Here is an 18,947-nt window from a genome sequence, read left to right on the forward strand (position 1 = left end):
TGGCAAATCCGCGCAACAATCGACACCATGCTGCGCGTGTTCTCGGTCGCCTATTGGGTGATAATCGCGGTGACCTGCCCGATTTACTTCGTCGGTGCGGTGATTGTCGGAATCATCGCGCTGCCGTTCGACCGCCGGCGATTCCTGCTGCACCTGTACACCAGCGTCTGGGCGGTGTCCTACATCTGGATCAACCCGTTGTGGCGGCTGCGGGTCGCCGGGCGCGCCCGGCTGCCGTGGCGCGGGCCCGCGGTGCTCGTCGCGAATCATGCGTCATTGATCGACATCATCGTGCTGTTCGCGCTGTTCCGCCCGTTCAAATGGGTGTCGAAACAGGAGATCTTCAAACTGCCGTTCATCGGCTGGAACATGCGCCTGAACGGCTACGTCGCGCTGCGCCGGGGCGACCGCGACTCCGTCCGGAGCATGATGGCGGCCTGCGACCGGCTGCTGGCGGCGGGCTGCCCGATCATGATGTTCCCCGAGGGGAGCCGCACGCCCGACGGCGAGCTGCAGCGGTTCAAGGACGGCGCGTTCGAACTGGCCCGGCGCCACGGCGTGCCGGTCCTGCCGATCGCCGTGCACGGGACCGGCCGCGCGCTGCCCAAGCACGGGCTGATCCTGCGCGACCGGATCGACGCCCGGGTCGAGGTCCTGCCGGCGCTCGACCCGTCGTCCTTCGCGGACCTCGCCGCCCTCCGCGACGCGGCCCGGGGGGCCATCGAGGATGCCCTGGCGACCGGCGTGCCGGGCTAGCTTAGCTAGCTCCGTTCGCGCTCGGCGGCCGCGCCGAGGGCGGCGAGGCGCATGGTCTCGTCGCGCCGGCGCACCCACCACAGGCCGAGCAGGAACACCAGCAACGGCAGCAGGACGAGCGAGGCCCACTGCCCGGGCACGAGCGGGATGTTGTGCCCCATGTGCACGTTCGACACCGCCCAGCCGTTGAAGCCGAACTCGACCAGCGCCGCGAGGGTCGCCACCGGTGCGACCGCCACGAGTATCCGGCGCCGGACCGGCCCGGGCAGCCGCGCTACCGCGACGGACCCCGCGACCACGGCGACCAGGATGGCCAGCAGCATGAGGTCCACCTGGGTCGCGTCCGCCCCCTCCAGCCCCCAGCCGGATGTGGCGGACCGCAGGCCGGGCAGGTCCTGGAGGTAGAACGCGTTGTAGCCGCCCCGCGTGTGGTCGATGAGCAGGCCGGAGCCGCCGACGGCCAGGACGGCGCCGATGACGGCGGGGGCGGCCAGGAGCACGGCGAGGCGCCACCGGCCGGCGACGGCCCCCGGGCGGCGCGGGCCGGCGGCCGTGAGGGCCACGGCGGCGACGAGGCCGAGGGCGAGCCACCACAGGCCGTACACCACCGCCACCGGGTCGTCCGGGAACCGCCGCAGCAGCGTCACCGCCTCGATGAGCAGCGCGACCCAGCCGAGCCCGGCCGCGATCCGGCGCCGCCCGGCGAACGCGGCCGCGGCGACGATCGCCCAGGCGGCGGCCAGGAGCAGGACGGTGGCGCCGGGGTTCAGGACGTGAGGCGGCGTGGCCCACTGCGACGAGAGCCCCGACAGTGCGCGGCGCGCCGCGGCCGTGAGCCGCAGCGTCGCGAGCACGACCGCGAGCACCGGGCCGAGCAGCGCGCACGCGTCGGACCAGCCGGAGTCGAGCAGGCCGCCGCCCGGGCGCCGGAACAGGCGCTGGCGCAGGGCGTGGAAGAGGATGTCGGCGGCGTCGCCGGGGCGGGGCCAGCGGCGGCCCTCGCCGGCGTCGGCCAGCATCGTGGTGAGCATGTCCTCGCCGTGGACGCGGCGGAAGGCGGCCGGGTACACCCGCAGCAACCGCTCGTAGCGGGCCTCCAGCGGGGCCGTCATGCCGCACCTCCGCCGGCGAGCAGGCCGCTGTTGCGCAGGCGGCGCCCCGCGGTGTTCGCGGCCGCGCGCCGCCGGTCGGCCTCGGCCGCCAGCTGCTGCGCGCCGGGGGCGGTGAGCCGGTAGTTGCGCCGCAGCCGGGACTGCACCACCTCCTCGCTGTCGACCTCGATGAGGCCCGCCTCGGCCAGCTCGGCCAGGACCGCGTAGAGGGTGCCGGGGCGCAGCCGCACGGCGCCGTCCGACTGCTGCTCGACGTCTTTCATGATGCCGTAGCCGTGCGTGGGCTCGGCCGCGAGCGCGGAGAGGATCAGGAACGCCGACTCTTTGAGGGGCATGGATGAAGCATATAACGGAATCCGTTATATGCCTAGGCCAGGGTGATGGGGGCCAGGCGCGGTTCGGCCAGCCTGGCGTAGTCCTCGCTGTTCAGCGCGAGGGAGCGGTCCAGGCGGGCGGCGTTGAAGTACAGCTCCGGGTGATCGAGCAGCGCCGGGTCGGCGACGAGGGTCAGGTCGGGGTGGAAGCTGAACGGCAGGATCGTCCCGCTCGCGCTGCCGGCCAGCGCCTCGGCCCGGTCCGTGGAGGCGAACGACACGTAGGTGCCGCCGGCGAGCGCCTTGAGCGCGGCCAGGTCGACCCGGGCGTCGCCGGGGACCACGGCCAGGTAGTAGCGGCTCGTCTTCTTGCCCAGCTTCACCATGACCACGAGGCACTTCGCGGCGCAGGCGGGCTCGTGGCCCCGCAGGGCGCTCACCTCGTCGGTGCGGCCCTCGGGGGCGTGGTCGATCACGCGGTACCGCGCGCCGCCCTCGTCCAGCCGGGCCATCAGCTTCTCGTACACGCCGTCACCATTCTTCCGCGAGCATCCGTTTGACCGCCGCGATGCGCTCCTCGTCGCGGCGGTAGAAGGTCCACTGCCTGATCCGCGTGGCCCGCAGCAGGCCGGCCGCGGTCAGCAGCCTCAGGTGCTCGCTCGCGGTGGGCGCGCTGACGCCCAGCTTCCCGGCGATGAAGACGGAGCAGACCCCGTCCTCGACGAGGTCGCCGTCGCGCTGCGGCGGGAAGTGCGCCCGCGGGTCGGCGAGCCATTCGAGCACGGCGAGCCGCTTCTCGTTCCCCAGCGCCTTCAGGACCTCGACGTCGAGCACGGTTAGGGAGTTTGCCAACTCCCTAACCGTCCTGTCAAACGGCGTTACCCGGTCGCGCCGACCCGGTCGACGATGACCGCCCGGGTGTAGATCACCTGGCGGAGCAGGGCGCCCACCGGGGTGAAGTCGTCGTCGCCGTGCTCGTCCGTTTCGTGATGCTCGGCGACGGCGACCTGGCGCTCGCCGATCAGCCGGTACGTGGACGGGTCGAACAGCAGTTCCTGCGCGAGGTACCCGGCGATGACCCGCCCGAGCCCGATCGCCGGCCGCCCGTCGAGGTTCACCGCGTCCGGGTTGAGCCGCACGTCCTGGCCGCGCGCGAGAGCCCCGTAGAACGCCGCCTCGACCTTCGGCGGGAGCACGTACTGGCCGAGCAGCGCGTCGAGCTCGACACCGTAGTTCTTGGGCGCCTTGTCCCAGGCGAGCACCTTGTCGGGCGTGTCGAGCGTCTTGAGCTGGTTGTAGTCCAGCTGCCCCCAGGTGACGTCGCCGCCCTGCCGGTACACCTTCAGCTCGCCGCCCTCGTTTGTCGCCATCACCTGGGCGTCGATGCGCTTCCACTCCTGGAGGGTGATGGTGCGGGTGTGGCCGGGCACCATCGGGTCGTTGGGGTGGTCGCGCTCGTACGCGGCCTCGTTGCGCAGCTGGAGCGACTCGTTGTACATGAACTGGTCCGGCCGCGGGTCGGCCCACGGCTTCCGCGTGGCGGCCCAGGCCGCGTTGGTGAGCACCTCGGCGGCGCTCGCGGGCCTGGGGAAGGGCAGGCCGACCGTGCTGTAGCCCTTGCCGCTGTCGTCGACCGTGCCGAAGTTCTCCACCGCCACGACGCCGATCACCGCCGCGGCCGCGGCCGCCGCCGTGAGCGCCACGCGCAGCGGCCACCGCCGGCGCCGGTGCGCCGGGGCCGCGACCGGGGCGGGCTCCATGTGCCGCAGCAGGGCCGCCCGGGCCCGGTCGCGGGTGCCCGCGGCCGGCTCGGGGTCGGGCCCGAACGCCTCCCGCAGCGCCGTCATCTCGTCCATCACCGCTCCATCTCCGTGTCGGAATCCAGGGCCTTGCGCATCTCCTGCCGGGCCCGGTGCAGGCGCGAGCGCGCGGTGCCCTGCGGGATGCCCAGGGCCACGGCCGCCTCCGCCTGGGTGAGCCCGGCCCACGCGACGAGCAGCAGCACGTCGCGGTCGGCCAGTGACAGCCGGTTGAGGGCGGCGGCGAGCCCCGCCCGGGCGCTGCCGGCGTCGACCCGCCCCGGCACCAGCTCGGCCTCGTCCGGCCCGGTGTCCGGCTCGGCGCCCCGCGCGTAGGCCTTGTAGCGGCGGGCCTCGGCCCGCGAGTGCCGCATGATCAGGTTCGAGGCGATCCCGTACAGCCACGGGCGCACGTCACCGCGGGCCGGATCGAAGCCGGCCCTCCGGTCGTAGGCGACCAGGAACGTCTCCGATGCCACGTCCTCGGCCAGGTCGGGGCCGAGGCGTCGCGCCGCGTAGGCGTATATGTGCTCGTAGTGGCGGTCGAAGACGTCCGCGAACCGGTCCTGCAGCGGGTCGGCGTCGGTCTCCGGCGGTGCCAAGTCCGTCTCCCTCACAACCCCTGTTCGCCGGAGTCCCGGAAAGTGTTCGCGACGTAGGTCCGGGCGAACGGCTCCGGGATGGCGAAGTACGCGGCCGCCACCCGGGCCGGGTCGGTCGCGAGCTCGCCGCGGCCCGGGACGTCGTCGTGATCGTCCCAGCCCCACGGGGCGTGCGCCGAGTCGGTGGTGCACCGGAACGTGCCGTGCCCGCACGCGTCGCGGCCGCGCCGCGGGGCGTCGCCGGCGAAGGTGCCCGGGGCCGCGAACAGCGCCGGGTCGTCGCGGTGGGCCCAGAGCCCGTCCGGGGCGAAGACGTCGATCAGGGCGTACCCGACGTCGGTGTCGCCGGGGCCGCGCGGCACCTCGGCCGCCGGGGCCGGGTAGTACACGACGCCGCCGGAGCGCCCGCGGTACGCCCGCAGCCCGTGCCCGTGCGCTTCCTGCTCGGTGACCGGGTGCGCCAGCCCGTCGCGGGTCGAGGTCTGCATCGGCAGGGTGCCGTCGACCGTCTCCCCGCCGCCGCGCCACGGGCTGCCGGGCGGCACGTAGGAGAAGAAGTTCGCGTGGGCCACGGTGATCGCCGCGCGCAGCCGCCCGTACGGCGTGCCGTCCTTCGCCACCACCAGCAGCGCCCCCTCGGCGTCGTTCTCGTGCTCGGAGTCGAAGAACGGGCGGTTGGTCCAGTCCCGCGGGTGGAAGAACAGGTACGTCAGGAACCAGTGGGTGCCCGTCTCGACCACCGACGCGTACGCGTACGCGGCCGCCGCGGCGCCGCCGGCGTGCTCCCAGTTGTCGCGCCCGTCCCAGTCGCCGTCGAAGTCCACCCGGGTGATCTCGTCGGCCCGTCCGCCCGCGGCGTGCCGGCCGTGCGCGTCCACGTCCTGGTGGTGGATCGGCGCCCAGCGCTGCACGAGCGACGGCGCAACGGCAAACCCCGGCCGCGGTACCCCGGCCACGGCGCCGGCTTGCGCACCGCCCCCGACGAGCCCGCTCCCGGCGAGCATGACGGCGACGAGAAGTCCTTTGACGACGCGCATCTGCGGCATGTCTTCAGGCTCCCGGGCGCGGCCGGGCCCGGCACTGGGGCTGCCTCCCGAATTCGCCCGAGGTTTTCGGGGGGCTAGCCCCCGGGGTCAGCCCCCCATGATGCGTTCGAGCACCGCCCGGGCGGCGGCCAGGCCGGCGATGCTCGCGTCGATGCGCTCGCGCTCCTGGGCGAGCACGCCGAGCAGCTCCGGGCACGTCGGCGCGAGCACCGTCCGGCCGTCGGGGATGCAGGGCACGATCTCGGCGATCGTGGCCGTGTTCAGCCCGGCCGACAGCAGGAGCTGGATGTGCCGCACGGTGTGCTCGGCGCCGGCGCCGAACTCGCGGTAGCCGCTGGGCCGCCGGTCGGGGTGCAGCAGGCCCTGCTCCTCGTAGTACCGCAGGGCGCGCGGGGTGGTGCCGGTCCGCCGGGCGAGCTCGCCGATGCGCATGCCGTACTGTCGCAGGGCTTGACTCTCACGTCAACGTGAAGGTTTAGCGTCGTGCGCATGAGCGACTTCGACGTGGCCGTCATCGGGCTGGGGCCGATGGGGCGGGCGCTGGCGGGCGCGGCGCTGGACGCCGGGCACGCCACCGTCGTGTGGAACCGCACCCCGGAGCGGGCGCGGGAGCTGACCGGCCGCGGGGCCGTGCTCGCCGGATCGGCCGCCGCGGCGCTGCGCTCGGCGCCGCTGACCGTGTGCTGCCTGCTGGACTATCCCGCGGTACACCGGACGCTGGACGGCGCCGGAGGGCCGGGCGTGCTCGTCAACCTCGGCAGCGGCCACGCCGGCGAGGCGCGCGCGGCCGCCGCCTGGGCCGCGGCGCGGGGCCTCGGCTACCTCGACGGCGCCATCCTCACCCCGGCCCCGGCGATCGGCTCGCCGGCCGCCACGATTCTCTACAGTGGACAGAGCGCCCGGTTCGAGGCGCACGCGGCGGTGCTGCGGTGCTTCACCCCGAACACCGTGTACCTCGGGCCCGACCCGGCGACGGCCGCCGCCTACGAGATGGCGCTGCTCGACCTGTTCACCACGGCGACCGGGGGGCTGCTGCACGCCTTCGCGCTCGCCCTCGCCGCCGGGCTCGACCTGGACCTGTTCGCGCGGTTCGCCGGCGGCGCCGGCGCGCTGCTGCCGGAGATGGCGCAGCGGTACGCGCGGAACCTGGCCGAGGACACGTACCCCGGCACCCCGTCCAGCCTGGGCTCGGCCCGGACCTCGATCGCCCACGTGGCCGCGGCCGCGGCCGACCTCGGCGTCGACCCCGGGCCGCTGCCGGCGCTGCGGGCCCTGTTCGAGCGGGCGGTCGCGGCGGGCCACGGCGCCGACGGGTACGCGCGGCTGGCCCGGCTCCTGGCCGTGGCACGTTTCCGGGATTCGACGGCCGGCGAAGCTCCGTAACGTATTCCTCAACAGCGACAACGACATCCCAGGGGGATACCGATGAGCGACATCGACACCTACGACGGCGGGCACGACGGCGGCGACGTGGACTACGGCCACTACGAGGCCGGCCAGGAGCACGGCGCCCTGGACCAGCTGCACCAGGCCCACGGCTCGGAGCACGACGCGCACAGCCAGTTCGGCGTGTACGAGAACGACCACCAGGCGGCGGAGGCCACGAACTTCGCGCAGGGCCACCACCAGGAGTTCGACCAGCCGGGCGTCGTGCACGCCGAGTCGGACGACTACACCAACTACAACCACAACGCGTCCGAGGACGACCACGTCTTCGCCGCCGAGGGCTCCCAGGACTCGCACCAGGCCGAGTTCGGCGAGCTCGACGCCCTGTCGCAGCGCTTCGACGCCGCGTTCGCCGAGGGCACCCAGTACCACGGCGGCGAGGGTCAGTACGGCGTCGCGGCCAACTGATCGCCTCCCCCTGGCTCAAGGCCGGTCACGCATCGCGTGGCCGGCCTTCGCCGTGTCAGCGCTTCATGCCCGCGGCCGACTTCGCGAACGTCGCCTTCGCGGCCTCGACGGTCTTGTCGCGCAGGTCGTTCTTCTCCTTCTGCGTCCAGGGCGCCCCGTCGGCGCGGGTCGCGTAGAAGTACACCTGCAGGCGCACGTTGCTGTCGCGCATGCCCAGCGTGAGGCGGAGCTCCCGGTTCGCGGCGTCGCCGGTGCCCGGGGTCTCGTAGATGATCGCCTCCTCGCCGAAGCCCGGGATCGTCTCGTTCGGCCCGGCGATCTTCGCCGACGCGGCCTCCTGGTTCTGGGTGGTCTGCGCGAGCGAGACGTCGTTGAAGGCGAACACGTTGAACGAGATGCTCGCCGTGCGCTGCTGCTGCGGGTCGGTGACGGCGTGCGAGCGCGTGTACGCGCAGCTGCTCGAGTTCACCGTCGCGTTCGGCGTGCGGACCGCGGACGGCTTGGCGATCTCGCCCTCGAACACGTCGAAGTACACGCTCGCGTCCGACTTCGCGCACTCGTCCTCGGGCACGTTGTCGAGGACGTACCTGCCCGGGCCCTTCTGCGCGTTCGCGGCCCCGGTGTTCGTGCCGCCCGTCGGGCCCTGAGCCTGGCCGTTGTTCCTGTCGCGCAGCAGGTACGTCGCGCCGGCGACACCGCCGGCGAGCACGACGGCCACGGCGAGCACGATCGCGACGAGCGCCGTGCGGTTCCTCGCCGGCCGGGCCGGGGGCGGGGCCGGCGGCAGGCCGTGCGGCGGGGCTTGCGGCGGCGCCATCCGGGGCGGCATCGGGAAGGGCTGCTGCGGGGTCAGCGGCGGGGGCGGGTAGCCCGGGACCGGCGGCGACACCGGGGCCGGGGCGTACGCGGGGGCCGAGACCGGGGTCGCGGTGAACGTGTTCGTCTGCGGGTAGGGGACGCCCGAGGACGGTACCGCCGACACCGGGGCCGTCGCGGGGGCGGAGCCGGGCCTGCGGTTGACGTACAGCGAACCCTCGGCCACCACCAGTTCGGGCTGCTCGGCCACGACGGGCGCGATGCCGAGGGCCTCGTGCAGCATCGTGGCCACGAGCGGGATGCGGCTGGAGCCGCCGACCAGGAACAGCCCGGCGACCGCGGCCGTGCCGACGCCGGACTCGTTGACCATCGCCCGCGTCATCGAGATCGTCGAGCGCAGCACCGGCCGGGTCAGCCCCTCCAGCTGCTCGCGCCCCAGCGGCACCTCGCGGCCCAGCGCCGGCACCCCGATGACGGTGCCGCTGGCCCGCGACAGCATCTCCTTGGCCGAGCGCACGTCGTCCCACAGCTGCCGCCGCTGGGCCGGGGACGTCCACAGCTCGCCGTACGTGGCCTGCAGGAACGCCACCACGGCGGCGTCGACGTCGAGGCCGCCGACGTCGTTGAGCCCGTCGGAGGCGACCTGCTCGAAGCCGGTCCGGGTGCGCCGCAGCAGCGTGACGTCGCAGGTGCCGGCCCCGAGGTCGTACACCAGCACGCACGCGCCGAGCGGCAGCCCGGCGCCGCGGGTGTGCGCGAAGTACGTGGCCGCCGCCGTCGGCTCGCCGACCAGCTCGATGTTCACGAACCCGGCCTGCCGCGCGGCGTCGGCGAGCATCGCCCGCCGGTTCTGCCCCCAGTTCGCCGGGTGCGTGAGCGCCAGGTCCCGCACCGGCCCGTCGACCCGCGCGGCCTCGCGCGCGACCCGGCTCAGCACCGCGACGATCAGGTCGCGCACGCCGACCTCGGCCCCGCCCAGCAGCACGGCCGTGTCGTCGATCCGACGCTTCGGGTTCGGTTCCAGCCGTTCGGGGGCGCTGCGCGCCAGGTGGGCGGCGTCGCGGCCGGTGTGCAGCTGCCCGTCGGGCCCGAGCAGGACGGCGGAGGACAGCAGCGGCGAGCCGTCGAAGAGCAGCGGCTGGACGCGCGCATCGGGCCGCTGGAGCATCGCGATGGTGGTGGAGGTCCCGAAGTCGACCCCGAGGCGCAGGCGCGCAGCTGTCATGGTCGGCGAGAATAACAGTCGGTCACCTGGCCGATTGCCAGCTATCGGCCCCCGCCGGCCCGCAACTGGAGCAACCCCTCCGCCTGCTTGGCCCGGCGGAACTACAGATGTAGTCTGGCGGGGTGGGGAATCGGCGGGAGCGGCTGCTCGACGCGGCGATCGAGGTCATCGGCGGGGGCGGGATCCGGGCCCTCACCCACCGGGCCGTCGACGCCGCGGCCGGCCTGCCCGCCGGCTCGGCGTCCAACCTCTTCCGCACCCGCGACGCCCTGATCGACGGGGTGGTCGAGCGCTTCGCCGAGCGCGAACGGGCCAGCTGGGAACAGATCGCCACCCAGGTGCGGCCGGCCGGCCCGGCCGAGCTCGCCGAGGTGCTGACCCGCTTCGCGCACCAGGCGACGGGCCCGCAGCGGTCGCTGACCCTGGCGCGGTACGCCATCCTCCTGGAGGCCGCCATCCGCCCGGGCCTGCGCGCCCGGCTGCTGGCGACCGGCGCGGAGGTCAACGCCTGGGCCACGGCCTGGATCGGCGCCAGCGGCTCCCGGGATCCGGACCGCGACGCCCCGATCATCATGAACCACTGGACCGGCATCGTCCTGCACGAGCTGGCCGCCCCCGATCCGGCCTTCGACCCGTCGGCGCAGCTGCGCACCCTGGCCGAGGCCGTCGTCGCGAACGCCGAGGAGGCGCCATGAACACCGACCGGCTGTGGTCCGTCGTGGACTCCCAGTACGCCGCCGTAGCCGACCTCCTGTCGTCGCTGACGCCGGAGGAGTGGCGACGGCCGTCGCTCTGTACACAGTGGACGGTGCGCGAGGTCGCCGCCCACCTGACCATGCAGCACATGGGCCCGGGCGCGTTCCTGTCCCGCCTGCCGATCGTGCTGCGCGCCCGGGGCAACCTGAACCGCGCGCTCCGCGACATGGCCGTGGTGCAGGCCCGCTCGCTGAGCGATGACGAGCTCGTCGCCCGGCTCCGCGCGTCGATCGGCTCGCGGCGGCCGAATCTGGGCGTCACACGGTACGAAACCCTGACCGACATCCTCGTGCACAGCCAGGACATCGCCATCCCGCTGGGCCGCGACCTGCCCGTGCCGCCCGACGCGGCCGCGGCCGCCGCGACCCGCATGATGACCATGCACTGGCCCCGCCCGTTCCCGATAAAGCAGACCCTGCAGCGGTACTCGCTGAGCGCCACCGACACCGCCTGGCACCTCGGCACCGGCCCGGCGATCGAGGGCCCGATGCGCGCGCTGCTCCTGCTCGTCTGCGGGCGGCTGGTCGCCCTGGACGACCTGACCGGCGCGGGGGTCGCATCGCTGCGCGCGGACTAGGCTCGCCGGTATGCGCCTGGTGTCCCTGCTGCCGTCGGCCACCGAGATCGTGTACGCCCTCGGCCTCGGCGACCACCTCGTCGGCGTCACCTTCGAGTGCGACGAGCCGCCCGCCGCCCGCGCCGAGAAGACCGTTGTCGTGGGCGGCCGCGATACGAAGGACCTGACCCCGGGCGAGATCGACGCCTACGTGCGCGACCAGTTCGCGGCCGGCGCCGACCTGTACACGCTGCACGCCGGCGCCCTCGCCGGCCTGGCCCCCGACCTCATCCTCACGCAGGACCTCTGCCGGGTCTGCGCCCTGCCGTCGGACCACGTCGAGGACGCCCTGGAACACCTCGGCTGCCGCGCCGACGTCCTGTCCCTCGACCCGCACTCGCTGGACGACGTGCTCGCCACCATCGTGACGGTCGGCGAGCGCGCGGGTGTACCTGCGCGCGCGGCCGACCTGGTCACCGGCCTGCGCTCCCGTCTCGCCGCGGTCGCCCAGCGGGTCGCGGCCCGCCCGCGGCCGCGCGTGCTCGTCGTCGAGTGGGTCGACCCGCCGTTCACCGCCGGCCACTGGGTACCCGACCTGGTCACGGCGGCCGGCGGCGAGGCGGTGGCCGCGCGGCCCGGCCGGCGGTCGGTCGCGGTCGACTGGGCGGACCTGACCGGGGCCCGTCCCGACATCGTGGTGGTCTCCCCGTGCGGCTACCACCTGGAGGGCGCCGCCGAGCAGGCGGCCCGGGTCGCGCCCCGCTTCCCCGCCGCCCAGGTCTGGGCCATCGACGCCGACGGCCTGGTGGTACGCCCCGGCCCCCGCCTCATCGACGGCGTCGAGGCCCTAGCCGCGGTGCTCCACCCGGACCTGGCACCCCCGCCGCCGCCGGGAGCGGTGCGCCGGGTGGCCTGACCCACTCAGGAACGGCCTTGGCCAGCCGCCGGGCCTCGACGACCAGTCGTGACGAGCCCGCCGGGTGGCCTGAACCCTCTCAGGAAACGGCCTTGGCCAGCCGCCGGGTGGCCTGAACCCTCTCAGGAAACGGCCTTGGCCAGCCGCCGGGTGGCCTGAACCCTCTCAGGAAACGGCCTTGGCCAGCCGCCGGGTGGCCTGAACCCTCTCAGGAAACGGCCTTGGCCAGCCGCCGGGTGGCCTGAACCCTCTCAGGAAACGGCCTTGGCCAGCCGCCGGGTGGCCTGAACCCCCTCAGGAAACGGCCTTGGCCAGCCGCCGGGCCTCGACGACCAGTCGTGACGAGCCCTTGCGGGCGGTGAGCTCGGCCAGCCCGGCAATCTCCACCCGCCCCGGCCCCGCCGCGGCCGTCTCAGCGGCCAGCGTCAACAGATCCGGCGTACCGCGCGGCGGCGGCTCGGCCCCGAGCAGCGCCGGCAGCGCGGCCGCCAGCAGCCGGAACACGCTGAGCCGAGCCCCGGCGCCGGCCGCGTCGCGCAGCGGCTGCACGGCCCGGTTCACCGTGACCGCCCCGGCCGTCGCGAGCAGCCCCAGGTAGCGCCCGGCCGTCTCCGCGTCGAAGGCCCCGTCCGCGGCCAGCAACAGCAGAGCGTCGACGGCAGCGAGACGGTCGGCCTCGTGCCGCGCGGCGAGGGCGTACGCGACGGCGATCGGCAGCGCCGGCCCGCCATCGCCCGCGGTCTCGGCCAGCAGCGGCAGGACCCCGGCACCGCCGCGCTGGTCCATGTCGGCGGTGGCGGCCGCGTCGGCCAGGGCGAACCCGGCCACCAGCCCGCGGTGCCACGGCAGGATGCCCGGCCACAGCCGGTGCCAGCCCCCGCTGCCGGTGCCGATCGGCGGCGGGGGAGCACCGAGCAGACCGAACGTCTCACGGCCGGCCGCCGCCTCGGCAACGTCCCGGTCGTCGAGCACCGGCGCCGGACGCGAATCCGTTACAGCTGAGGCAGTCCGCGGCGCGGCGGAGAGTGGGTCGGGGGACGCGGAGCTTCGCGGCGGCGGCGCGGCGGAGTCTGGGGTGAGCGTCGCGGTGCGGGACGCGGGACTTTGCGGCGGCGGCGCGGCGGAGTCTGGGGCGAGCGTCGCGGTGCGGGACGCGGGACTTTGCGGCGGCGCCGCGGAGCGTGGGTCGGGAGACGCGGAGCTTCGCGGCGGCGGCGCGGCGGAGTCTGGGGCGAGCGTCGCGGTGGGGGACGCCGGACTTTGCGGCGGCGGTGCTGTGGGATGCGGGTTGGGGAGCGGCGTGGGCCGCAGGCCGGGCGGCGCCGTGGTTACCTCGATACGCACGGTCGGGAGATTGCCGAACCGGTACTGGTCGCGGGGTTTCAGCGGTGGCCGGGTCCACACGTTGACCTGCCACCGCGGGGTCGGCAGGCCGCCGCTGTGCAGCCAGGTCGCCAGGCGCGCGCCGGCCGCGGTGCCCAAGGCCTCGGACCGGGCCGCCGCGGTCGGGTCGGGGCCGGGCGGCAGGCGCAGCATCGCCTGGGCCAGGTCCCACGGCCACGGCTCCCGTTCGCCCCGGGCGGTCAGCCGCGCCAGGAGGGTCTCCGTCGTCAGGGCGCCGTTGCTCGACTCGGGGGCGCTCAGCAGGCCGCCCGCCGGCAGGTCGCCGCCGGCCAGGTGCACGCCGATCTCGGCCAGGCGGGCGCGCAGGAGGCGCTGCGGGGGCGGGATGCGGCGGTCCGGTGGTGCCTCGCCCAGCGGCAGGAAGCGGCGCGCGGCGGTGAGCAGGGCGGCCCAGCCGTGGCGCTCGGCGTTCGGTGCGGCGGCCTGCGCCGGGTCGGCGGCGGACAGCAGGAGGCGGGTGAAGGCGCCGCACAGGCAGTTCGGGTCCCAGGTGTGGTCGCCCATGCCCTCGCGGTGGCGCTCCATCACCGGGCTGAGGGCGGCGCGGAGGGCGGGGTGGCCGGCGGCGGCGAGACGTACGGTGCCGTCGAGGATCCGTTCCAGGGGCAGCAGCGCGGAGAAGGGGCGGTCGCTGTAGAAGGCGGCGACTTCCTCGGCCAGCTCGTCGGGGTCGGCGATCGGCGGCGGGGCCGGGAGGGACGGCGGGGTGAGTGGGAGGTCGTCCCCGGAGACGGTGGTGAGCACGGCCGGGATAGTCGCCGCGGCGGTGGCGGTCGCGGCGGTTTCGGAGAGGGTCGCGGGCGGGGGAGCCGGGGTGTGCTTGGCGATCAGGGCGGCGGCTCGCTCGCGGAGGTCGATCGCCGGGTGGTCCAGGGCCTCGGCCAGTGTCCGCACGATGTCGGGTTTGCGGGACGGGTGGCGGCGGATCAGCGTCTCGAGCCAGGTCAGCTGGGTGCGTACCAGGGTCTTGTCGGGGCGGCGCAGGACGGCCCGGGACGCCTCCAGGACCGCGTCCAGGTCCAGCGTCTCCGCCGTGCGCAGTGCCTTCTGCGCCGCCGTGGCCACGGTGACCTGGGCGTCGGCGAGGAGCCGTAGGTAGTCGCCTCCGGCGTTCGTCACCTCCTGCGGTGTCGGGGACAGCGCGGTCAGCAGGGTCAGGTAGGCGCGCGTGGCCGCGAGGCGGTCGCCGCGCAGGAGGCGGGACAAGGTTGCGGCGATCAGGGTCGTACGGTCCAGGCGGCCCTCGGCCGACAGTTCGGCCAGGGCCTCGACCAGGGCCAGCTTGCCGCCGGGGCGACCGCGTACCTCCCAGACGAGCAGGCGCTCGCCCGCGCCGTCCACCGTGAACACGCGCGGCAGGAGGGCGTCCAGGAACGGGTCGGTGCGGAGCCGCTCGGCGATCGGGGTCGAGCGCAGGCGGCCCTCGCCCGGGTACGACAGGGAGAGCAGCCAGCCGAGCACGAACCAGTCGCCGGGCGGCGGCGGGGAGCCCTCGGCGGTGAACAGCGCGGCGACGAACTCCCAGAACCCGTCCCACAGGTTGTCGCTGCGGCGGTCGGCCAGGCGGGCGGCCAGGTCGGGCAGCCACGGAACGCCCCGGGTGCGGGCCGTCGCCACGACCGCCGGGGCGCTGGACGGGATGGGGGTGAAGTGGCGCGGCCGGAGGAGCCGGGCGGCGGCCGCGGCCGACGGGGCGGTGCCGACGGTGGCCACGGCCAGGGCGGTGTTGGCCTCGCCGCGGCGGGACTCCTCGGCGGTGCGCTTGGCGTACGCCTCGAGGGCCTTGAACGCGGCCGCCCGCCCGGGATCGTCCAGCGCCGCCACCGCCTTCGCGAGCTCGGCGGCGCTGCCGTTGCTGATCAGGTTGAGATTGATCATGCGTTTGTCCCGGCCATGGAGCGCGAATGAGCGCCGCGGGTGCCGGCGGCGGTGTGCGAGTGGAAGTCGCGGGCGCTTGTGCGGGCGGTGAGGGCGGGGTCGGGGATGGGAATGGGGATGGGGGCGGTCATGTGTTGGCCTGGGCGGTGGCGATGGTGAAGGCCAGGGCGTGTTTGCACGGGCCGCGGTGGCCGCCGTGTTTGCCCCACCACGGGCAGGTGCACGTTGTGGTGCCGTCCGGGAGTAGGCGCACGCGGTAGGTTTCGTCGCCGCTGCGGACCGTTGCGGACGTGGCGCCGCCCAGGGGCACGGCGCCGCCCGGGGTTACTGCGCCGTCCTGGGTCACGGTGCCGCCTAGGGGCATGGCGCCGCCCTGGGTTGCTGCGCCGCCCTGGGGCACGGCGCTGACTGGGGGCACGGCGGCGTCCAGGGTCACGGCGCCGGACTCGGCCAGGGCTCGGGCGCTCGTCAGGCGTGGGTTGTCGCGTTCGGCGCGGGCGGCGTCGTAGGGCATTGCGCGGTGGAAGTACGCGGCCTCGGTCACGTCGTAGCCGACGCGGCCCGCGGTGCCGAGCTGGGCCAGGGCGGCGCGGACCCGGGGCGGCTCCAGGCCGGCGGCGTCGGCCAGGGCGGCCACGTCGATGGTCGGGTCCCAGGACAGCAGGGCGCCGACCAGCTCGGCGTCGTCGGTGACCTCGTCGGAGGCCAGGGACGTCAGGGCGGCGCCCTCGCCGGAGAAGCCGCGGTGGACCTCGGGCGACAGGGTGAGGGTCAGGCGCAGTGCTTCCGTCTGCAGCTCCCACGCGCTGGCCACGGGCGGGGAGCCGGTCGTGAGTGGGGGGCCGTAGATGCGGAGGCTGCTGGAGTACCGCAGCAAAGGTCGTAATGCGGCTAGCCGTCCGGCGCCGGCCAGGCAGACCGCTTCCGGCACCGGGCGTGAGGTCAGGCGCAGTGTGCGGCCGGACGGGACCGCCCACAGGGTCGAGCGGTCGCTCGCGCCGGGCAGGCGGCGCAGGAACGCCGCGGCCTCGGTCGCGGGTAACTCCGCGCGCAGGTCGAAGCCGGCCGACAGCACGTGGACCTCGGCGAAGCCGCGCAGCCAGCGGGCCGGGAGCGGTACCTTCTTCTCCACGACCGTGCCGTCGAGGGTCTTGGCGGTGAGGGCGTCGGGGCCGACGGACAGGTGCAGCGGATCGAGGCCGGCGATGCGGGCCAGGGCCTCGCGCAGGGGCGGGTTGACGTCGACGTTCGTGGTGCCGTGGCCGAGGAGCTCGCCGTCGAGGCCGGGCGGGAGGATGTCGAGGCGCGCGTACACGCCGCAGCAGCCGGAGAACGACTCGAACCGGAGCCGGTCGGCGCTGCCGGTGACGACCGGGTCGAGGCTGGCCGGGTCGCGGGGCCGGTGGTATCGGGTGCGGGCCACGTCGGCGACGGCGAGCAGGCCGGCCGCGGCGGCCGGGGGAGTCGTCAGGTATCCGGCGAAGAAGCGCGGGTTGGCCTCGGGGCCGCCGCTGGTCTGCAGGGCCACGCCGCCCGCGCCGGCGGTCGACGGGGCGAGATACCGGAACTCCTGCACGACGTTCATGTGGCCGAATCTAGCGGTGGGGTACGACAATTTCTGCGATGACCGACTTCGGACTCTGTATGGACAGCCTGGACGGGCTGAGTGTGGGAGACGCCCTTGGGGCGCAGTTCTTTGTTCCCGGTACCACTTGGGAAGACCTTCTCGACGGCACGGCGCCCGCCGGCTCGTGGCCGTGGACCGACGACACCGAGATGGCGAGCGTGCTCGCCGCGGAGCTGGGCCGGCCCGGGGCCGTGGATCAGGACCGGCTCGCGCGCGCGTTCGCGGGGCGGTTCGAGCCGTACCGCGGGTACGGCGGCGGCGCGGTGGTGATCCTGCGCCGCATCCGTGAGGGGGAGCCGTGGCGCGTCGTGGCCCGCGACGCGTTCGGCGGGCAGGGCTCGATGGGCAACGGGGCGGCGATGCGGGTCGCGCCGCTCGGGGCGTTCCATGCGGGGGACACGCGTACGGCGGCGCTGGAGGCGATGCGCTCGGCCGAGGTCACGCACGCGCACGCCGAGGGGATTCTCGGTGCGGTGGCCGTGGCGGTCGCGGCGGCCGAGGTGGGGTGGGCGCGGCTGGTACGCCACCGGCCCGAGCCTCGGGAGCTGCTGGATGCGGTGGCCGGGTACCTCGTCGACAGCCAGGTCCTCGACGGGCTGCGGCGGGCGCGGGGGCTGCTCGGGACGAGTGTGGGCGAGGCGGCGTACGAGCTCGGCAACGGCTCGCAGGTGCTCGCGCAGGACACGGTGCCGTTCGCGCTGTGGGTGGCCGCGACGCGACTGGGCGACTATCCGGCGGCGATCCGGGCGTGCGTCGAGGCCGGCGGGGACGTCGACACCACGGGCGCGATCGTCGGCGGGGTTGTGGCCGCGTTCACCGGTCGGGGCGGGATTCCGGAGGCGTGGCTGGCGCAGCGGGAGCCGTTGGTCGGAATCGGAAATAAGGCATAAATCCGATAAGTCGTGGCGCGGAGCGCCCGACTTATCGGGCTCAAGGCAGCGCTTGACAAAAAGGGCTCAAGACGGCGCCCCGAGTCGTCGGGGTAAACCCGCGCTCGTACCGCCATAAGACCCGTCGGGGTATAAGTCGGATAAGTCGCGGCGCGGAGCGCCCGGCTTATCCCACCAGCGACACCATGCAAACAGCAACGGCCTCCACCGAAGCCGGCGAGAAACACGCCGTGTCCACGTCGAAGAGCAACCGCACGGCCCCGGGCACCCCGTCCACGTGCAGGAACAGCGGCTCCGTCGGCCCCGGCTGGACCGACCAGGCCAGGGCCGGGGACGGCGACCCGCCGCCGCCCGAAGACATCGCCCGCCGGTCGTTGAAGCACGGGGTCGGGAGCGGCTCGGTCGCGTACGGGTCGTAGTAGGCGTACTTCCGCGCCGCCAGCGCCGCCCGTGACACCGCCGCCACCGCGTCCGGGAATGACGGCGGCACGGACGCTACGCACAGCCCGAGCTGGGCCAGCGGAGTGACCACATCGGACAGTCCCGGGCGGAAGCGGTTGCTGACCACCGGTCGCACCGCGATCGTCTCGCGGCCGGTGACCCGGGCCAGGGCCGCCATGTACGCCGCGAGCAGCACCGTGGACTCGTCCGCGCCCAGGCGCGCCGCGGCCGCCGGCAGGCCGGTCGCGAGCGCAGCGGAGTCGAGGACGCACTTGCGGTACCGCTGCGGAAGGGCGGGCGCGGAGAACGGGGCCAGGCCGTCCGCGTGGCGCTCCCAGTGCCGCCGGGCCGCCGTGTCCTGCCGGGCGCCCGCGGGCGAGGCCTGCCACGCCGCCAGGTCCAGCGGCTGCGGGCCCGCCGGCGGGGACGGCTCGCGGCGGGTCGACTCGGCGACCATGGCGGCCGCGCCCAGGCCGTCGGTGACCAGGTGCGGCATCACGGCGACCAGGCGGGCCGGTACGCCGCGGTCGCAGACGACGGCCATGCGCATCGGCCAGTCGGCGGCCAGGTCGAGGCCGGTCGCACGGTAGCCGGCCTCGACCGACGCGGCGATCTCGGCCGGGTCGCCCCCGTCCGCCGGGACGACCTCGAGGACGGCGATCCCCGACGCGGCCACGTCCTGGCGGCCGTCCCGGATGCGGGTGCGGAACGACTGCCAACGCTCCATGGTGTACCGCAGCTCCGCCACCACGTCCGCGACGGTGGTACCGGCGGCGACCGGCCGATGCCCGCCCATCGGCAGCCACGAGCGCTCCCGCCGCATGGCCTGCATGATCGCGCGCTGGCCCCATGTCAGTTCCGCAGTACCGGAGCCGGGGCCGGTGAAGGGTACCGCCAACATGCCCCTCAGGGTCGGCATCGCCCGGCCCCGCCACAAGTCTTGCGGTTGCCCGGC

19 protein-coding genes are annotated in these 18,947 nt (G+C 74.8%); 7 read left to right on the forward strand and 12 right to left on the reverse strand.

Annotated elements, in window-relative coordinates; translation table 11 throughout:
- Positions 1-27 precede the first annotated feature (27 nt).
- On the forward strand, positions 28-756 hold the full coding sequence (locus tag ACPPVO_RS17250) for a lysophospholipid acyltransferase family protein (protein ID WP_426512214.1): 729 nt from the start codon (positions 28-30) through the stop codon (positions 754-756).
- Positions 757-761: 5 nt separating this feature from the next.
- Here ACPPVO_RS17250 and ACPPVO_RS17255 read toward each other — a convergent pair whose 3' ends face one another.
- The 8 genes from ACPPVO_RS17255 to ACPPVO_RS17290 form a co-directional block, all read right to left on the reverse strand.
- Positions 762-1,868: a hypothetical protein gene (locus ACPPVO_RS17255; protein ID WP_426512215.1), complete on the reverse strand. Its 1,107-nt coding sequence runs from the start codon at positions 1,866-1,868 to the stop codon at positions 762-764.
- On the reverse strand, positions 1,865-2,203 hold the full coding sequence (locus tag ACPPVO_RS17260) for a PadR family transcriptional regulator (protein WP_360394227.1): 339 nt from the start codon (positions 2,201-2,203) through the stop codon (positions 1,865-1,867). The genes ACPPVO_RS17255 and ACPPVO_RS17260 overlap by 4 nt, the downstream gene beginning before the upstream one ends.
- Before the next feature lie 32 nt (positions 2,204-2,235).
- Complete coding sequence (locus tag ACPPVO_RS17265; RefSeq protein ID WP_426512216.1) at positions 2,236-2,709, reverse strand: YbaK/EbsC family protein; 474 nt, start codon at positions 2,707-2,709, stop codon at positions 2,236-2,238.
- Positions 2,710-2,713: 4 nt separating this feature from the next.
- Complete coding sequence (locus ACPPVO_RS17270; RefSeq protein ID WP_426512217.1) at positions 2,714-3,034, reverse strand: ArsR/SmtB family transcription factor; 321 nt, start codon at positions 3,032-3,034, stop codon at positions 2,714-2,716.
- Positions 3,035-3,060: 26 nt separating this feature from the next.
- Entirely contained in the window at positions 3,061-4,038 is a 978-nt protein-coding gene (locus ACPPVO_RS17275; protein ID WP_426512218.1) for a CU044_5270 family protein, read from the reverse strand.
- On the reverse strand, positions 4,038-4,583 hold the full coding sequence (locus tag ACPPVO_RS17280) for an RNA polymerase sigma factor (protein WP_426512219.1): 546 nt from the start codon (positions 4,581-4,583) through the stop codon (positions 4,038-4,040). The genes ACPPVO_RS17275 and ACPPVO_RS17280 overlap by 1 nt, the downstream gene beginning before the upstream one ends.
- Before the next feature lie 11 nt (positions 4,584-4,594).
- Positions 4,595-5,629 (reverse strand): hypothetical protein, encoded by a 1,035-nt coding sequence (locus ACPPVO_RS17285; protein WP_426512220.1) that lies wholly within the window; start codon positions 5,627-5,629, stop codon positions 4,595-4,597.
- A gap of 87 nt (positions 5,630-5,716) precedes the next feature.
- A complete protein-coding gene (locus tag ACPPVO_RS17290; RefSeq protein ID WP_426512221.1) occupies positions 5,717-6,061 on the reverse strand; it encodes a MerR family transcriptional regulator in 345 nt (114 codons plus the stop codon).
- A gap of 57 nt (positions 6,062-6,118) precedes the next feature.
- Here ACPPVO_RS17290 and ACPPVO_RS17295 point away from each other — a divergent pair, with 57 nt between their 5' ends.
- A complete protein-coding gene (locus tag ACPPVO_RS17295) occupies positions 6,119-7,012 on the forward strand; it encodes an NAD(P)-binding domain-containing protein (RefSeq protein ID WP_426512222.1) in 894 nt (297 codons plus the stop codon).
- 42 nt (positions 7,013-7,054) lie between these two features.
- On the forward strand, positions 7,055-7,483 hold the full coding sequence (locus ACPPVO_RS17300) for a hypothetical protein (RefSeq protein WP_426512223.1): 429 nt from the start codon (positions 7,055-7,057) through the stop codon (positions 7,481-7,483).
- 55 nt (positions 7,484-7,538) lie between these two features.
- Here ACPPVO_RS17300 and ACPPVO_RS17305 read toward each other — a convergent pair whose 3' ends face one another.
- Positions 7,539-9,524, reverse strand: a complete 1,986-nt coding sequence (locus ACPPVO_RS17305) for an Hsp70 family protein (protein ID WP_426512224.1) — start codon at positions 9,522-9,524, stop codon at positions 7,539-7,541.
- A 122-nt stretch (positions 9,525-9,646) separates the two neighbouring features.
- On the opposite strand from ACPPVO_RS17305, the gene ACPPVO_RS17310 reads away from it, so the two are divergent.
- Genes ACPPVO_RS17310 through ACPPVO_RS17320 form a run of 3 tightly spaced genes read left to right on the forward strand, consistent with a single transcriptional unit; the run spans position 9,647 to position 11,752 of the window.
- Entirely contained in the window at positions 9,647-10,219 is a 573-nt protein-coding gene (locus ACPPVO_RS17310; protein WP_426512225.1) for a TetR/AcrR family transcriptional regulator, read from the forward strand.
- Complete coding sequence (locus tag ACPPVO_RS17315; protein ID WP_426512226.1) at positions 10,216-10,857, forward strand: maleylpyruvate isomerase family mycothiol-dependent enzyme; 642 nt, start codon at positions 10,216-10,218, stop codon at positions 10,855-10,857. Before ACPPVO_RS17310 ends, ACPPVO_RS17315 begins: the two co-directional genes overlap by 4 nt.
- 10 nt (positions 10,858-10,867) lie before the next feature.
- The gene (locus tag ACPPVO_RS17320; RefSeq protein WP_426512227.1) at positions 10,868-11,752 is read left to right on the forward strand and encodes an ABC transporter substrate-binding protein; all 885 of its coding nucleotides are present in this window, start codon (positions 10,868-10,870) and stop codon (positions 11,750-11,752) included.
- Between the two features lie 294 nt (positions 11,753-12,046).
- Here the strand turns inward: ACPPVO_RS17320 and ACPPVO_RS17325 are convergent, their stop codons facing one another.
- Entirely contained in the window at positions 12,047-15,034 is a 2,988-nt protein-coding gene (locus tag ACPPVO_RS17325) for a DUF6493 family protein (RefSeq protein WP_426512228.1), read from the reverse strand.
- A gap of 127 nt (positions 15,035-15,161) precedes the next feature.
- Positions 15,162-16,619, reverse strand: coding sequence for an SWIM zinc finger family protein (locus tag ACPPVO_RS17330; protein ID WP_426512229.1), 1,458 nt, complete (start codon positions 16,617-16,619; stop codon positions 15,162-15,164).
- Between the two features lie 38 nt (positions 16,620-16,657).
- Between ACPPVO_RS17330 and ACPPVO_RS17335 the strand changes: the two genes are divergently transcribed.
- Positions 16,658-17,551, forward strand: coding sequence for an ADP-ribosylglycohydrolase family protein (locus ACPPVO_RS17335; RefSeq protein WP_426512230.1), 894 nt, complete (start codon positions 16,658-16,660; stop codon positions 17,549-17,551).
- Between the two features lie 166 nt (positions 17,552-17,717).
- On the opposite strand, the gene ACPPVO_RS17340 is transcribed toward ACPPVO_RS17335, so the two are convergent.
- Positions 17,718-18,893, reverse strand: a complete 1,176-nt coding sequence (locus tag ACPPVO_RS17340) for a condensation domain-containing protein (protein ID WP_426512231.1) — start codon at positions 18,891-18,893, stop codon at positions 17,718-17,720.
- Positions 18,894-18,947: the final 54 nt, after the last annotated feature.

It is taken from the genome of Dactylosporangium sp. McL0621 (assembly GCF_049995355.1).
Lineage (GTDB): Bacteria > Actinomycetota > Actinomycetes > Mycobacteriales > Micromonosporaceae > Dactylosporangium.

Coding starts and splice junctions, on each gene's coding strand:
- ACPPVO_RS17250 (WP_426512214.1), top strand. CDS start 28: ATGCTGCGCGTGTTCTCGGTCGCCTATTGGGTGATAATCGCGGTGACC.
- ACPPVO_RS17255 (WP_426512215.1), bottom strand. CDS start 1,868: ATGACGGCCCCGCTGGAGGCCCGCTACGAGCGGTTGCTGCGGGTGTAC.
- ACPPVO_RS17260 (WP_360394227.1), bottom strand. CDS start 2,203: ATGCCCCTCAAAGAGTCGGCGTTCCTGATCCTCTCCGCGCTCGCGGCC.
- ACPPVO_RS17275 (WP_426512218.1), bottom strand. CDS start 4,038: ATGGACGAGATGACGGCGCTGCGGGAGGCGTTCGGGCCCGACCCCGAG.
- ACPPVO_RS17285 (WP_426512220.1), bottom strand. CDS start 5,629: ATGCCGCAGATGCGCGTCGTCAAAGGACTTCTCGTCGCCGTCATGCTC.
- ACPPVO_RS17290 (WP_426512221.1), bottom strand. CDS start 6,061: ATGCGCATCGGCGAGCTCGCCCGGCGGACCGGCACCACCCCGCGCGCC.
- ACPPVO_RS17295 (WP_426512222.1), top strand. CDS start 6,119: ATGAGCGACTTCGACGTGGCCGTCATCGGGCTGGGGCCGATGGGGCGG.
- ACPPVO_RS17300 (WP_426512223.1), top strand. CDS start 7,055: ATGAGCGACATCGACACCTACGACGGCGGGCACGACGGCGGCGACGTG.
- ACPPVO_RS17305 (WP_426512224.1), bottom strand. CDS start 9,524: ATGACAGCTGCGCGCCTGCGCCTCGGGGTCGACTTCGGGACCTCCACC.
- ACPPVO_RS17315 (WP_426512226.1), top strand. CDS start 10,216: ATGAACACCGACCGGCTGTGGTCCGTCGTGGACTCCCAGTACGCCGCC.
- ACPPVO_RS17320 (WP_426512227.1), top strand. CDS start 10,868: ATGCGCCTGGTGTCCCTGCTGCCGTCGGCCACCGAGATCGTGTACGCC.
- ACPPVO_RS17325 (WP_426512228.1), bottom strand. CDS start 15,034: ATGATCAATCTCAACCTGATCAGCAACGGCAGCGCCGCCGAGCTCGCG.
- ACPPVO_RS17330 (WP_426512229.1), bottom strand. CDS start 16,619: ATGAACGTCGTGCAGGAGTTCCGGTATCTCGCCCCGTCGACCGCCGGC.
- ACPPVO_RS17335 (WP_426512230.1), top strand. CDS start 16,658: ATGACCGACTTCGGACTCTGTATGGACAGCCTGGACGGGCTGAGTGTG.
- ACPPVO_RS17340 (WP_426512231.1), bottom strand. CDS start 18,893: ATGTTGGCGGTACCCTTCACCGGCCCCGGCTCCGGTACTGCGGAACTG.